This window comes from Pantoea sp. RSPAM1, assembly GCF_038816185.1.
In the GTDB taxonomy this organism is placed as follows: domain Bacteria; phylum Pseudomonadota; class Gammaproteobacteria; order Enterobacterales; family Enterobacteriaceae; genus Pantoea; species Pantoea ananatis.
In genome coordinates, this window is the sequence record NZ_CP046137.1 from 591,311 (window position 1) to 605,697 (window position 14,387).

Here is a 14,387-nt window from a genome sequence, read left to right on the forward strand (position 1 = left end):
ATTACAGGCGCGCAGGGCATAATGGACCTGCCGCCTGTTTTCCGGCAGTCTGACGTTTACTTTGTTGTTAACCGCTGAAGCAGGTAACCCGACGTGAGATTCCCGAATCAGCGCCTTGCGCAACTGTTCGACGCATTGAAAAACGAAACGCTCCCCCAGGACGAACTGGCACGGCGGTTTGCGGTGTCCACGCGCACCGTACGCACGGATATTACCGCGCTCAACGCCATGCTTCAGCAGCACGGCGCGCAGTTTGTCCTGAATCGCGGTGCGGGCTACCAGCTTAAAATTATTGATGCACTGCGCTTTAACGTGCTGCAGCAGCAGACGCGTGCGCCTCTGCGAGTGCCGCGCACCTCACACGACCGAATCCGCTACCTGCTGGTGCGCTTTCTCACCGCCGCCTATTCCCTGAAGCTGGAAACCCTGGCTGAGGAGTGGTTTGTCAGCCGCGCCACGCTGCAGAATGACATGGCCGACGTGCGCGAATGGCTCGGGCGTTATCAGTTGAGTATTGAAAGCAAACCCCATCACGGCATGAAGCTGTTTGGCAGTGAAGTGGCGATCCGCACCTGCTTAACCGATCTGCTGTTTGAGATAGACCAGGAGCAGCCCGACAGCCCGCTGATCGTGCCCGAATCGCTGGAAAGCGGCCTGCTTGAAACCCTTCAGCCGCTGCTGCAAAACGGCCTTGCTCAGCACAATATCCGCCTTAGTGATGAAGGCGAACGCTATTTGCGCTTTTACTGCGCGGTGGCGCTACGTCGCATCAATGAAGGCTATCCGCTGAGCGATCCGCAGGTGGAAGAGATCGGGGATGACGTGCGTGAGTCTGCGCAGACGCTGATCCATGCGCTGCGGCCGCTCACCGTTAAACCGGTTTCTCCGGCGGAAGAGAGCTGGTTGCGGGTGAATATCGCCGCCCGACGCATTCAGGACGTTGCCCCCAGCGCCATTAATGCTGATGATGCGGAGGCGCTGGTTAACTACCTGCTCAGCTTTATTAACACGCACTACTATTACGATCTGCAGAACGATCCTCAACTCCGTGCCGATCTGCTTACCCATATTAAAACGATGATCACGCGGGTGCGTTATCAGATCCATATTCCTAACCCGTTATTAAGCAATATCAAGCAGCACTATCCCATGGCCTACGATGTGACGCTGGCGGCGGTGTCCAGTTGGGGAAAATATTCGCCCTATACAATTAGCGAAAATGAAATTGGCTTTCTGGTGCTTCATATCGGCGTCGGGCTGGAGCGCCATTATGACGTGGGTTACCAGCGTCGCCCTCAGGTACTGCTGGTGTGCGACAGCGGTACGTCGACGCTCCGCATGATCGAAGCCATGTTAATGCGTAACTATCCCCAGTTGCAGGTGACGCAGTGCCTGTCGCAGCGTGAATATGAGGCCCGCCAGCGCATCGAAGAAGATTTTGTGATTTCCACCACGCGGCTGAGTGAAAAAGAAAAACCGGTTGTCGTGGTCGCGCCTTTCCCGACGGAATTTCAACTCGAGCAGATAGGCAAGCTGGTGCTGGTGGACCGCACCCGGCCCTATATGTTGGAGAAATTTTTTGATGCCCGCCATTTCTGCATCATTGATCGGCCGATGAGTCAGTCTGCGCTGTTTCGGCTGTTATGCGATCGGCTGGAGGCAGAAGGCGTGGTGGACAACGCGTTTTATGCTTCCGTTGAGGAGCGTGAAGCGATTGTCAGCACCATGCTGGGCGAAGGGATTGCGCTTCCGCATTCGCTGGGGCTGATGGCGAAAAAAACGGTGGTATACACCGTGCTGGCCCCCCAGGGGATCCCCTGGGGCGAGGATACGGCTTACGTGATTTTCCTGCTGGCAATCAGCAAAAACGAGTATGAGGAAGCGATGGCTATCTATGATCTGTTCGTGACCTTCATGCGCGAGCGGGCGATGACGCGATTGCGCGACAGCAGTGACTTTGCCTGCTTTAAAAGCGTCGCGCTGGACTGTCTGAGCCGGCTGTAAGTCTCAGGGATGGGCGCCCGGCGTCGGTGAGTTTTTCCGGGCCAGCAGGCGAGGAATTTCGCGCAGGCACCAGGCTTTTGCCTCACCCATGCTGTCACGCCGCCAGGCCATGATGATATCGACCTCACGCGAATACTCCGGGCTGACCACCCGCAAGCGGCCCTCTGCTATGTCCTGCTCCACCATGTTATAGGGCATGGTGGCGACCCCTAAACCGGCCAGGAGCGCACGACGTTTGTCATCCATCGTACTAACGGTCAGGCGCTGTTGCTTGTCCAGCAGTTGCACGGTCAGAACGGGACGTTCGCGGGCGGTATCTGCTACGGCAATGCCGCGATATTTTACCCGGGTGACTTCTGAAAGCGGCTCGGGTTCGTTGTGTATTGGATGGTCAGGGCTGGCAACGTAAACGCTGATGATGCTGTAAAGTTTGCGGGTGTTTATTTCGGTCGAGGCGCGAAAATGCATATCCGGTGCAATGACAATATCAGCCCGCCCCTGTTCCAGTCTCTCCCAGGCGCCAGCCAGTACTTCCGTGATGATGGCGATCTGAGTATTGGCTTTGTCAGCCAGCTTCGTGACCAACGGAAACAGCGCATCAGTGGGCACTAACGCTTCCGTCACGATAGTCAGCTGAGTTTCCCAGCCGCGTGCCAGCGCCTCGGCATCGGTCGTAAGCTTGTCGGCGGCCTCCAGCAACACCCGACCGCGCTCCAGTAACATCCTCCCGACATTAGTGAACTTCGTGCGATGGCCCGAACGGTCAAACAGCACGACATCCAGCTCTTCTTCCAGTTTCTGCATGGTGTAGCTAAGCGCTGAGGGCACGCGGCCCAGTTCATCGGCGGCGGCGGCATAGCTGCCGCGGCGATCGATTGCATCCATCACACGTAAAGCTTCAAGGGTTAACGCACGATCTTTGGCCATCCCGGTTCTCTGTCAGGAAATTTGAATATGCACGGCAGATTAACTGGCTAACAATCCGGCGTCCAGACTTTTACCATAAAGGCATATTTCCCGTCGTCGATTCTTGCCGACGGATGCTGGAGGTACATAATGATTACGACACGCAGTGCATCCGCTTGTGGTCAGGCCGATTACGGTTGGTTACAGGCGCGCTACAGCTTCTCTTTTGGCCACTATTTCGATCCCAAATTAATGGGTTATGCCTCCTTACGCGTTTTGAATCAGGAAGTTCTGGCACCCGGCGCGGCCTTTCAGCCGCGCACCTATCCTCAGGTGGATGTGCTGAATATCGTTTTACAGGGTGAGGCGGAATACCGGGACAGCGAAGGCAATCACATCACCGTGCGTGAAGGTGAGGCATTGCTGCTCTCCGCTCAGCCTGGCGTGAGCTACAGCGAACTTAACCCGAGTAAAGATCGCCCGTTAACCCGTATGCAGCTCTGGCTGGCGGCCTGCCCGGAACGTGAAAATCCCCGTATGCAGAAAATAACCTTGTCGGGCGGCATGCGTTCGCAACTGCTGGCCTCACCGGATGGCGGTGACAGCAGCCTGCAGTTGCGTCAGCAGGTCTGGATTCATCAGCTTGAGCTGGCGGCAGGCGAGCAGCATCTGGTGCCGCTGCAGGGCGCGCGCGCCTATCTGCAATCTATCCATGGCGCGTTTGAGGCCTCGGCCGGGGGCGATCATCAGGAACAGCTGGGCTGTGGCGATGGCGCATTTTTGCAGGAAGAGCAACAGCTGTGGCTGTCAGCGAAAACCCCGACCCGCGCACTGGTGATCGATATTCCGGTCTGAGGCCTTCTCTCGTTACGCCGCCGCCAGCGGAGACAACCTCGGGCGGCTTGATAATGCCGGGCGGCAAGCCGGATAACGTTTGTTGGCTCTGACCCGGTCACGGCTAAATCCGCAATAAAAAAGCCGCAACCCAACAGGGTGCGGCTTTTCTGTCTGCGCCAGTAACAACCCGGACAGCGGTCCTGGGGTTAACTCAGCGTTACTTCACCATGGTAAATGCGGTGGTGACGTGTTTCACGCCGCTGACCCGGCTGGCAATGTCCGCGGCGGCTTTGGCTTCTTCTGGCGTCACCAGGCCCAGCAGGAACACTTCACCGTTTTCCGTGGTGACTTTGACGCTTGATGATTTCACCTGATCGCTGCCCAACAGCTGCGAGCGAATCTTGGTGGTAATCCAGGTATCAGACGACGAGGTGCCAAGGCTGACTTTCGGCCCAATCCGAATCTCGTTATAGACTTCGGTTGCGCCATCAACGCCCATGGTGATCTGTTTCGCGCGGTTGGCAATCTCCTGACTCGGGGCCTGACCGGTTAGCAGGACTTTACCCTGATAGGCGGTAGCAATGACGCGGGCATCGGTTTTGATTTGCTGATCTTTTGCCAGCGCGTTGCTGACGCGTAATTCCAGCGTGCCGTCATCAACCTGCGTTCCGACAGAGCGAGGATCGGTGGCGGTTTTGGTCGCCACAGCGGCGCTACCGGCAACCACCGCGACGCAGCCCTGCAGCAGCATGGCGGTTAAAACAATAGCTATAGCGTTCAATGCTTTCATTGGTGCTCCTTCCGTCATTCCTGGTGGGGAAACAAGGTGTTATCAATCAGATCGCACAAACAGTTGAGTGTTAACATATGCATCTCCTGAATGCGAGCACTACGATGTGAAGGAATACGAATTTCCACATCCTGCGGTCCCAGCAATCCGGCTAATTCGCCCCCATCATAACCGGTAAGCGCAACGATAGTCATATCGCGCGTGACGGCGGCTTCGACGGCCTTCACGATGTCCCGTGTATTGCCGCGTGTAGAGATTGCCAGCAGAACGTCACCGGTTTGTCCCAGCGCACGCACCTGCTTAGCGTAAATCTCGTCATGCAGACGATCGTTACTGATCGCCGTCAGCATGACGTTGTCCGCACTTAAGGCCAGCGCGGGCAGGCTGGGGCGTTCGGTTTCAAAGCGGTTGATCATGCTGGCGGCAAAGTGCTGAGCATTGGCGGATGACGCACCATTACCACAGCTCAGTATTTTGTTACCGTTTAGAAGGGACTGCACCATTGTCATTGCGGCACGCGAAATGGCATCGGGTAACGCCTCTGCCGCAGCGATTTGAGTTTGAATACTTTCGGTAAAACACGCTTTAATTCTTTCCTGCACACGACCACCTGGTTCTAAACGTCTGCATTAAAGGCATTCGGCAACCATTCAAGCGCCGTGCCGGTAATGGCAATGATGTCGAAACGGCAATTCACTGTTTCAAAACTGCCGCCGCGTTGCGCCAGCCACAGAGAGGCGGCACGCAGCAGCTTGTGTTGTTTCTGTCGGGTAATACTGGCCAGACTGCCGCCGAAGCGTGCGTTACGCCGGTAACGCACCTCGACGAACACCCAACACTGGTTGTCTCGCATTATCAGGTCAAGTTCCCCTGCGCGATAGTAAACATTGCTGGCGACCCATGTTAACCCCGCCCGCTCAAGATAGCGGCGGGCGAGTTGTTCGTGATCGGCACCCGTACGGCGACGGTTTAGCTGGCCGGTACGATGTTGCCCTGGCGATACTGGTTCCATGTCAACTTCCTGTTGATCACACAATCAGCGGTAGCGCTCAGCTTGCCGGTATTGCCGTCGAGCGAAAAGCCCGGCACCTGACGCATCTGGTTAAAGTGGTTAGCCAGCGTCCACGCATCAATCCCCATTGCGTACAGACGCACCAGCGAGTAATCGTTATTGAACGACTTCGCGGCCTGCTGCATCAACGCCGGGTTAGCGCCGGAAAGCAGGGGGATATCGCTAAACTGCAGCCCTTCCATTTCCAGGCGAAAATCCGGCCCTGCGCCCGCCTGCGCGCTGCGCGAACTGGCATAGAGCGCAACGTTGCTGCGGCTACCGGTGCGCATGCTGATCATCGGTTTGATCAGTTGCAGTTCATCCTGAGTCGAGACGATATAAGCGGCATCAATGGCTCCGCCACTGCTGGCGGCCGGGGCGCTGGTTTGCGGTGCCGGAATGTTCAGGCCCGCAACAGAAACGCTTTGCGGCTGAGAAGACGAGGGCATAACCACGGGTGTACCACTCATACTGATGCCTGCACCGCTGTTAATGCCCTGCTTGAGTTCAGATACAGAACCAAAGCGCTGCTGGAGCACGGTGCCGCCGCCCAGAGACTGCCACTCTTTCGTAAAGGCCGCCGTTACGCGATCGCCCAGGCCGTTGCGAGGTACTAACAGCAGCGGCTGGCGTTTGCCCTGGTCCCAGATATGATGCGCCGCATCGCGCGCTTCATCTTCAGGCGACAGCGCAAAATAGCACATATTCGGATGGTTCTGGATTTGCTCTGGCTCGTTCAGCGCCAGGACATTCAGCGGTGTCTGGCTGTTCGCGACCGTTTCAACGTTGTTTTTCAACAACGGTCCAACAACGAGCGTGGCACCATCCTGTTGGGCCTGCTGCATCACCTGCGCGATGGGCTGACTGCTGGTGTCGTAAACCTTCACCTGCGCATTGCTGGCGGGTTCGGCAGCCGGCTGTTGCTGAGGCTGCTGTTGCGTCGTTGCCGGTTGCTGCGCCGTGCCGCTCTGCTGCGCAGCCGCTGGGTTAGCTGACGGGCTGACGACCGCATTCGCATCCGCAGCCTGCTGCTGATTTATCGCGATAGGATCCTGGGCACTGCCTGGTGTCGCCTGAGGCGCGGTAGCGAGGGTGCCGTTCTTCGCATCGTTAAAGCCTTTCTGGATAGCGCTGGCGAACATCTGAGCCTGACCGTTCAGCGGCAGCAGCAGCGCGATAGTGCTGGTGGACGCTTTGGTAAAGTTCTGCACCTGGCTCAGCTGGGTCGGTAAAGTTTTTGCAGCAGGGTTATCGGGATAGCGCGTCTGCCAGTCTTTAATCGCCGACTTCAGCATGTTGGCATCCTGCGCGTTGGCATGCCACGCCGTGAGCAGATCCAGCCAGCCCTGCAGAATGTTTTCATCGGCATTGATCACCAGCGAATTCATATCCTGCTGTGACAGCTGGGTCAGCGCCTGCCAGGTGGCATCGATATTCTGCTGGCGTTCATCGCCTTTCAGCAACGGCTCCTGAGCAATATAGGCGCGGAGCAGGGCCAGCGAGGTTTTACCCTGTGCGCTGGCAATCTGTAAACCGTAGTAGCGCGCCAGCTGATCCTGAGACAGCTCGCTGGTTTTCACCTGACTCAATATCGGTTGGGCATCGGCAATCTTTTGCTGAGCAACCAGAGACTGGGCTTTCAGCAGCAGTAATTCTTGCTGCTGTTTATCAGAAAGCTGATTAGGCAGTTCGCCGATCGCCTGAGCAGCCTGCGGATATTTTCCTTCTTTCAACAGGGCGCGGATTGCGAGTAATTGCCAGTCGGTCTTGCTATCATCGCTGCTTTGCTGCACCTGCTGCAGATAGTAGGCGGAATTATTAGTAACGGGTGCCTGGATGTCTACGGACTGGCTTTTCGGGCCCTGGCCACTACACGCGGCTAAAATCAGACCAGCAAGAAGGACAGGCACAAAGCGTCCTGCTTTATGACGAACGATTTTTGAAGGAAGCATACTGTATCCAGTGATGTTTTTTTCAAGATGCTCAATATTAAATCGGCAATTCGGATGAAACAATGAAACAACTCGATCGGGCAGACATTTCCGCCAGCACGCTCTACATCGTGCCAACCCCAATAGGTAATTTGGCTGACATTACCCAGCGGGCGCTAGCGGTACTTTCCAGCGTCGATCTGGTCGCAGCGGAAGATACACGTCATACCGGACTGTTGCTACAACATTTCGCCATCAATGCGCGACTCTTCGCACTTCATGACCACAACGAACAGCAGAAAGCAGAAATCCTGCTAACCAGGCTGCAACAGGGAGAAAGCATAGCTCTGGTTTCTGATGCTGGCACGCCATTGATCAACGATCCGGGTTATCACCTGGTTCGCCGCTGCCGTGAGGCCGGTATTCGCATCGTTCCTTTACCGGGTGCCTGCGCAGCGATAACAGCATTAAGCGCAGCGGGATTGCCGTCTGATCGTTTCTGTTACGAAGGATTTCTACCGGCCAAAACAAAGGCGCGGTGTGATGCGCTACGGGCGCTGGCCGAAGAGCCGCGTACCTTAATCTTTTATGAATCCACGCACCGTTTGCTGGACAGCCTGCAGGATATGGTCACGGAGCTGGGAGCTGGCCGTTACGTCGTGCTGGCGCGCGAATTAACCAAAACCTGGGAAAATCTGAATGGCGCACCGGTGGGGGAACTCCTGGCCTGGGTGAAAGAGGATGAAAATCGCCGTAAAGGTGAGATGGTGCTCATTGTCGAAGGCCATCATCCTGACGAAGAGGCGTTACCCGCAGATGCACTGCGCACGCTGGCGTTGTTGCAGCAGGAGCTGCCGTTGAAAAAGGCGGCGGCGCTCACGGCTGAGATACACGGTGTGAAAAAGAATGCGCTCTATAAACATGCGCTTGAGCAGCAGGCCTGAGCCTGTTGAGTGGCCTGCGCGCCGGGCGTGACAGCGCGGGCTAAACCCTCTATAATGCGCGCCGAAGCTGACCAGACAGTCGCCGCTTCGTCGTCGTCCTTCTCTGAAGGAGACGGGCGGAGGGGAGGAAAGTCCGGGCTCCATAGGGCAGGGTGCCAGGTAACGCCTGGGGGGGAAACCCACGACCAGTGCAACAGAGAGCAAACCGCCGATGGCCCAGTAATGGGATCAGGTAAGGGTGAAAGGGTGCGGTAAGAGCGCACCGCGCGGCTGGTAACAGTCCGTGGCACGGTAAACTCCACCCGGAGCAAGGCCAAATAGGGGTTCACATGGTACGGCCCGTACTGAACCCGGGTAGGCTGCTTGAGCCAGTGAGCGATTGCTGGCCTAGATGAATGACTGTCCACGACAGAACCCGGCTTATCGGTCAGTTTCGACTTCTTAATGCAAACCCCGCGCAAGCGGGGTTTTTGCTTTATGGCGCGGCAAAACAGGCGTTGCTGCCGCCGCCAGACGCGGGGGATATCGGCAGACAGGCCACGGCTCTTCGCTGACGCGGGCTGGCCAGCGCGATGAAGGGCGATGCCCGATACCGTCGTAAAAGAATGTGGCGCTAGCCGCTCAGGGCGCTTCCGCGCTGGCGACCCTGAGAGGAAACGCGATTCACTCTCCTGATCTGGAAAGAAAAATGGGCCGCTTTACCAGAGGCTTTGTTTCTCAGGCAAATCCCATCCATTTTCTTTCCAATGCACTATAGGCTCATCCGATGTGTCAGATGATGGCTTGCCATCTGTTTGGGAGGCATCGATTTCTCTCGTCTATAGTTGAAGGCAGCTTGCCACACGTCATTATTTTACGTTTTGCCCCATTGGGCGCGAATTCATTGAATGAAGATAAAAAAACAGGTGGATCATGGTTACAAGAAGGACTTTACTGACTTATTCCGGGGCGTTTGCTGCCTTATCTGCATTAGGCATTTCTCCCGGCGCTATCGCAGCAGGCGTTCTCAAGTTAGGTAACAGCGAAGCATTTAACTTTGAAACCTTGATTGCCCAGGCCAAGGCCCTGGCAGCCAAACCCTATGAAAAACCCACCTCATTCGACCCGTCATTGTTATCCAACATAACCTATGACGCTTACATGAAAACCGTCTATAAGCCGGACTATGCGCTGTTTAAAAATGTCGGACGGTTTCCTGTTACCTTTTTCATGGTAAACGGTTTACACCGTATGCCGGTGAAAATGCACGTCGTGGAAAATAACGCCGCGCGTGAAATTATTCAAAATATTGACTACTTCACCACGACGGATAAAAACGTGACGTTACCGGCCCTGAAAGGTAACGTATTCTCAGGTTTCAGAGTGCTGGCCAGCCAGGACACGCTAAAAACCAATCCACAAAATGACTGGATGTCTTTTATGGGCGCGTCTTATTTCCGCGCCATTGGCGAGCTGGGTCAGTTTGGTTTATCCGCGCGCGGTATTGCGCTGAATACCGTTCAACCGGGTGTCGATGAAGAGTTTCCTGACTTTACGGATTTCTGGTTTGAAGCGCCGAAAGACGACAGCAAACATCTCACGGTCTATGCGCTACTCAACGGGCCGAGTATCACGGGCGCCTACAAATTTATCCTGCAGCGCGGCAAAGGAGTTATACAGGATGTCGAATGTACGCTTTTCCTGCGTAAGGACATTCAGCGTTTTGGTATCGCGCCTCTGACCTCCATGTACTGGTTCTCAAAAACGGTAAAAGGGGCGGCGACAGACTGGCGCCCGGAAGTGCATGACTCCGATGGTCTGGCGATGTTGACCGGCAGCGGCGAACATATCTGGCGGCCGTTGAACAACCCATTACGCGTGGTCACGTCCAGTTTTCATGATGAGAACCCGCGCGGCTTTGGTTTACTGCAGAAAGATCGGGATTTCGACAGCTATCTGGACGCTGCGCACTACGAGAAACGTCCCGATCTGTGGGTGGAACCGCGAGGCGAATGGGGCAAAGGCTCAGTTCAACTGATGGAAATCCCGACTGACGATGAAATCTACGACAATATCGTCGCCATGTGGGTACCGGATGCACCAGCGAAAGCGGGCGATCAGCATCATTTCCATTATCGTCTGCACTGGCTGGCTGATGAGCCCTATCCCTCTCCTCTGGCGCGTTGTGGGGCGACCCGACTGGGTCGGGGCGGTGTGCCGGGTTCCGATCGTCCGCATGACAGCCGTAAGTTTGCGGTCGAGTTCCGTGGCGATGTGCTTAATCATCTGCCGTCAGGCGTTTCCCCTGAAGCCGTGCTTTCTGCATCGCGTGGTACTTTTGAGAACGTGCTCGTGTCTAAATTGCCGGACGATTCAGGCAACTGGCTGGCGCAGTTTGATTTGGTCGCAGGCGATGGCGATCCGGTAGAACTTAAGCTCTATTTGAAAGCACAAGACAAGGTGGTGTCGGAAACCTGGTGCTACCAGTACCATCCGTTTAACTCTCCGGCGAAGCCCTGGCCCGTTGCGTGCGAAACGAAGTAACTTTTAAATAACGCCCATTGAACAGATGGGCGTTAATCTTTTAACGTGACTCATCGGCAAACGTCGCGCATTGAAATGTTATTGGATGCGTTATCTTCAGCGTTTCAGGAATAATAATGACCTTCCCCCTTTCCCGGCTAAGCCCGTCTTAAATAGCGTGATTGTCTTCCCTTATCCTTGTTCTGTTAACGACTTTTTTCATCGCTCTGTTTTTTTGTCGAAATGTTTTTAAGTGAAAAAAAGATATTTTATTGATCTGCACAAAGTCAGCATAAATAAAAGCATTGGTTCTCATAAGAAAAGAGTGAAGTGTGAGAAACAGCACAATCCCATTTTTTTATGATGATTAAGATTCGTAGCGGATAAAGGCGACGTAAAGGAATGACATCATGCACAGGTATACGCAACGACGAACGCCCCGGCTAACACTGTATCAGAGCACTGTTCGCCCCCTATTAACGATTTGCTTTAACCCCGTCTCTTCTGCAAGAATATGTTTTATCCCTTCTGTCAGTAATACAGTTTCTTCCACACAATACGCTGTTTTATCGCCATCCTTTTCCTATTCTCTCGCTGCCCGTTTCTTTTTAAATCAACTGCGTAAGCTCATGCTGTTACAGCATGCTGCGAAGCGAAAACGGTAAGTTTATTACTTTTTTTCAGCTTTTATACGATCGCATTTCTCTTCGGGGAATTTTGCTGAATAAACCCTGCCTGAAAAAGGAGTCGATATGAATATCCATAAAAACCTTCCCGTTAGCATTGATGAAATTTATGCTGCCAGAGAAAGACTCACAGGGAAAGTTTATAAAACCGGTATGCCACGTTCAAATTACCTCAGTGAGCGCTGCGGTGGAGAAATCTACCTTAAATTTGAAAATATGCAGCGAACGGGTTCATTTAAAATCCGTGGCGCCTTTAATAAAATGAGTTCGCTAACAGAGAAAGAAAGACGTAAAGGCGTTGTCGCCTGTTCTGCGGGTAACCATGCGCAAGGCGTTTCACTGTCGTGCGCCATGCTAAATATTGATGGAAAAGTGGTGATGCCTAAGGGCGCGCCAAAATCAAAAGAAGCCGCAACGCGGGATTACTCTGCAGAGGTAGTGATTTACGGTGAAAACTTTAATGATACACGGACTAAAGTTGATGAAATTATCGCCAGTGAAGGCCGTATATTTATCCCGCCTTATGATGATGTGAAAATCATTGCCGGACAGGGCACCATCGGTCTGGAAATTCTTGAGGATCTCTTTGACGTCGATAACGTCATCGTTCCCGTAGGCGGCGGTGGGCTCATTGGCGGCATTGCCACGGCGATCAAGTCCATTAATCCCACGATTACCATTATCGGCGTGCAGTCTGAAAACGTTCACGGTATGGCAGCCTCCTTTTTTGCTGATACCATTACGCGCCATCGTCTTACCGGCACCCTTGCGGACGGCTGCGATGTTGCCCGTCCGGGCGATCTCACCTTCGCGATTGTGAGAGAATTGGTCGATGAGATGGTGTTAGTGAGTGAAGACGACATTCGTAAAAGTATGATTGCATTGATTCAGCGAAACAAAGTGGTCACAGAAGGTGCCGGCGCGCTCGCATGCGCCGCGTTACTAAGCGGCAAAGTCGACCACTACATTCAGGGGCGGAAAACGGTGTGCATTATCTCAGGTGGCAATATCGATTTGTCCCGGGTTTCCCAGATTACGGGTTTTGCTGACGCATAAAGGATAAGTTATGAGTAATTCTGAAAATATTCTCGACCAGGAAAAAACCTCAACCTGGCGTAAGTCCGATACCACATGGACACTCGGACTTTTTGGCACGGCGATTGGCGCCGGCGTGCTTTTCTTTCCCATTCGGGCCGGTTACGGTGGGCTGATCCCTATCTTGATCATGCTGGTGCTGGCCTGGCCCATCGCGTTTTACTGTCATCGGGCGCTGGCCCGACTGTGCCTGTCAGGCAGTAACGTATCGGGCAATATTACCGAAACGGTAGAGGAGCATTTCGGAAAAACGGGTGGGGTGGTCATTACTTTTCTCTACTTTTTCGCGATTTGCCCGCTGCTCTGGATTTATGGCGTCACCATCACCAATACCTTTATGGCGTTCTGGCAATATCAGCTTCTGCTGCCGGCCCTCAATCGCGGCGTGGTGGCTCTGTTGCTGCTCATGTTGATGGCCCTGGTGATTTGGTTTGGTAAAGATCTGATGGTAAAGGTGATGAGCTGGCTGGTGTTTCCGTTTATCGCCAGTCTGGTGCTGATTTCACTGTCGTTAATCCCCTACTGGAATTCCGCCGTGATCGAGCAGGTTAACCTGAGCGACATCGCCCTGACCGGGCACGATGGCATTCTGGTTACCGTGTGGCTAGGCATTTCTATTATGGTGTTCTCGTTTAATTTTTCGCCGATTGTTTCTTCTTTTGTGGTGTCAAAGCGGGAAGAATACGAGCCGGAAATGGGCCGAACCTATACCGAAAACAAGTGCAGCCAGATCATCTCCCGCGCCAGCATACTGATGGTGGCGGTAGTCATGTTCTTTGCCTTTAGCTGTCTGTTTACACTATCCCCGCAGGATATGGCGGATGCCAAGGCACAAAATATCCCCGTGCTCTCCTACCTCGCAAACCACTTCTCAAGCATGGCAGGTGAAAAGTCCACTTTCTCTACGGTACTGGAATACAGCGCCTCGATAATTGCTCTGGTTGCTATTTTCAAATCCTTCTTTGGGCACTATCTTGGGACCCTGGAAGGGTTAAATGGTTTAATCATCAAGTTCCGCTACAAAGGTGATAAAGACGCGATCTCCAGCCGCAAGCTGAATACCTGGAGTATGGTCTTTATTATGGGCTCCACCTGGCTGGTGGCTTACCTTAATCCCAATATCCTTGACCTGATTGAGGCGATGGGCGCGCCCATCATTGCCTCACTGCTGTGTCTGTTACCGATGTTTGCCATCCGTAAGGTCGCGGCACTGGCGAAATATAAAGGCCGAGCTGAGAATGTATTTGTGAGCGCGATTGGCTTGCTGACGATTTTAAATATTGCGTATAAGTTTTTCTGATTTTTTTGCAATCAAACGGTGATATAAGCGGACACTTTAATTAAAAAGTGTCCGTTTTTTCTTTGTGTTAATGATTCTTGTTGTTTTTTTTAAAATCCTTGGTTTTGATTAACATTTTTTTAATAAGGTGATGCGACACACATTGAGAAAATAATTTCTTTTTTTTAGTCACGTGGTGCTGCTTTTCTTTTTTTATCTTCATGCCGTTAAAATATAGCAATTATTTTCTCCCCGTCATTCGCTAAGATCATTCCTGTCTTAATAAAATTAATCTGCCGCGATCCACGTCCATTCCCATTAATGGGCAGGTAATGATTAAAAATCACCTCTGAATCTTACAA

The 14,387-nt window shown here is 53.4% G+C and carries 11 protein-coding genes and 1 other RNA gene; 7 read left to right on the top strand and 5 right to left on the bottom strand.

Features of this window, described 5'->3' with window-relative positions; translation table 11 throughout:
* Window positions 1-93 precede the first annotated feature (93 nt).
* A complete protein-coding gene (locus tag GKC68_RS03370; protein ID WP_058707158.1) occupies window positions 94-2,004 on the top strand; it encodes a PRD domain-containing protein in 1,911 nt (636 codons plus the stop codon).
* A 3-nt stretch (window positions 2,005-2,007) separates the two neighbouring features.
* Here GKC68_RS03370 and GKC68_RS03375 read toward each other — a convergent pair whose 3' ends face one another.
* Window positions 2,008-2,931: a LysR family transcriptional regulator gene (locus GKC68_RS03375; RefSeq protein WP_342656582.1), complete on the bottom strand. Its 924-nt coding sequence runs from the start codon at window positions 2,929-2,931 to the stop codon at window positions 2,008-2,010.
* A 129-nt stretch (window positions 2,932-3,060) separates the two neighbouring features.
* Between GKC68_RS03375 and GKC68_RS03380 the strand changes: the two genes are divergently transcribed.
* The gene (locus GKC68_RS03380) at window positions 3,061-3,765 is read left to right on the top strand and encodes a pirin family protein (protein WP_028721954.1); all 705 of its coding nucleotides are present in this window, start codon (window positions 3,061-3,063) and stop codon (window positions 3,763-3,765) included.
* A gap of 199 nt (window positions 3,766-3,964) precedes the next feature.
* On the opposite strand, the gene dolP is transcribed toward GKC68_RS03380, so the two are convergent.
* The 4 genes from dolP to GKC68_RS03400 are packed head-to-tail and all read right to left on the bottom strand — an operon-like array spanning window position 3,965 to window position 7,540.
* Window positions 3,965-4,537 (bottom strand): division/outer membrane stress-associated lipid-binding lipoprotein, encoded by a 573-nt coding sequence (gene dolP / locus GKC68_RS03385; RefSeq protein ID WP_014604927.1) that lies wholly within the window; start codon window positions 4,535-4,537, stop codon window positions 3,965-3,967.
* Window positions 4,538-4,551: 14 nt separating this feature from the next.
* Window positions 4,552-5,139: a DnaA initiator-associating protein DiaA gene (gene diaA, locus GKC68_RS03390; protein WP_013027345.1), complete on the bottom strand. Its 588-nt coding sequence runs from the start codon at window positions 5,137-5,139 to the stop codon at window positions 4,552-4,554.
* A 14-nt stretch (window positions 5,140-5,153) separates the two neighbouring features.
* Entirely contained in the window at window positions 5,154-5,549 is a 396-nt protein-coding gene (locus GKC68_RS03395) for a YraN family protein (RefSeq protein ID WP_028721955.1), read from the bottom strand.
* Entirely contained in the window at window positions 5,507-7,540 is a 2,034-nt protein-coding gene (locus GKC68_RS03400) for a penicillin-binding protein activator (RefSeq protein WP_047715094.1), read from the bottom strand. The genes GKC68_RS03395 and GKC68_RS03400 overlap by 43 nt, the downstream gene beginning before the upstream one ends.
* A 62-nt stretch (window positions 7,541-7,602) precedes the next feature.
* Here GKC68_RS03400 and rsmI point away from each other — a divergent pair, with 62 nt between their 5' ends.
* The 5 genes from rsmI (at window position 7,603) to tdcC (ending at window position 14,046) form a co-directional block, all read left to right on the top strand.
* A complete protein-coding gene (rsmI, locus tag GKC68_RS03405) occupies window positions 7,603-8,463 on the top strand; it encodes a 16S rRNA (cytidine(1402)-2'-O)-methyltransferase (protein WP_014594693.1) in 861 nt (286 codons plus the stop codon).
* 63 nt (window positions 8,464-8,526) lie between these two features.
* Window positions 8,527-8,902, top strand: an RNA gene (gene rnpB, locus GKC68_RS03410) — RNase P RNA component class A.
* 473 nt (window positions 8,903-9,375) lie between these two features.
* Window positions 9,376-10,986, top strand: a complete 1,611-nt coding sequence (locus GKC68_RS03415; protein WP_342656583.1) for a glucan biosynthesis protein D — start codon at window positions 9,376-9,378, stop codon at window positions 10,984-10,986.
* A gap of 731 nt (window positions 10,987-11,717) precedes the next feature.
* Window positions 11,718-12,707, top strand: a complete 990-nt coding sequence (gene tdcB, locus GKC68_RS03420; RefSeq protein WP_028721957.1) for a bifunctional threonine ammonia-lyase/L-serine ammonia-lyase TdcB — start codon at window positions 11,718-11,720, stop codon at window positions 12,705-12,707.
* A 10-nt stretch (window positions 12,708-12,717) separates the two neighbouring features.
* Window positions 12,718-14,046: a threonine/serine transporter TdcC gene (gene tdcC / locus GKC68_RS03425; protein WP_028721958.1), complete on the top strand. Its 1,329-nt coding sequence runs from the start codon at window positions 12,718-12,720 to the stop codon at window positions 14,044-14,046.
* The last annotated feature ends 341 nt before the right edge of the window (window positions 14,047-14,387 follow it).

What these genes read in the sequence shown, in the direction of transcription:
- tdcB (WP_028721957.1), top strand. Translation starts at nt 11,718, where the DNA reads ATGAATATCCATAAAAACCTTCCCGTTAGCATTGATGAAATTTATGCT.
- GKC68_RS03400 (WP_047715094.1), bottom strand. Translation starts at nt 7,540, where the DNA reads ATGCTTCCTTCAAAAATCGTTCGTCATAAAGCAGGACGCTTTGTGCCT.
- rsmI (WP_014594693.1), top strand. Translation starts at nt 7,603, where the DNA reads ATGAAACAACTCGATCGGGCAGACATTTCCGCCAGCACGCTCTACATC.
- dolP (WP_014604927.1), bottom strand. Translation starts at nt 4,537, where the DNA reads ATGAAAGCATTGAACGCTATAGCTATTGTTTTAACCGCCATGCTGCTG.
- GKC68_RS03395 (WP_028721955.1), bottom strand. Translation starts at nt 5,549, where the DNA reads ATGGAACCAGTATCGCCAGGGCAACATCGTACCGGCCAGCTAAACCGT.
- GKC68_RS03375 (WP_342656582.1), bottom strand. Translation starts at nt 2,931, where the DNA reads ATGGCCAAAGATCGTGCGTTAACCCTTGAAGCTTTACGTGTGATGGAT.
- GKC68_RS03415 (WP_342656583.1), top strand. Translation starts at nt 9,376, where the DNA reads ATGGTTACAAGAAGGACTTTACTGACTTATTCCGGGGCGTTTGCTGCC.
- GKC68_RS03380 (WP_028721954.1), top strand. Translation starts at nt 3,061, where the DNA reads ATGATTACGACACGCAGTGCATCCGCTTGTGGTCAGGCCGATTACGGT.
- tdcC (WP_028721958.1), top strand. Translation starts at nt 12,718, where the DNA reads ATGAGTAATTCTGAAAATATTCTCGACCAGGAAAAAACCTCAACCTGG.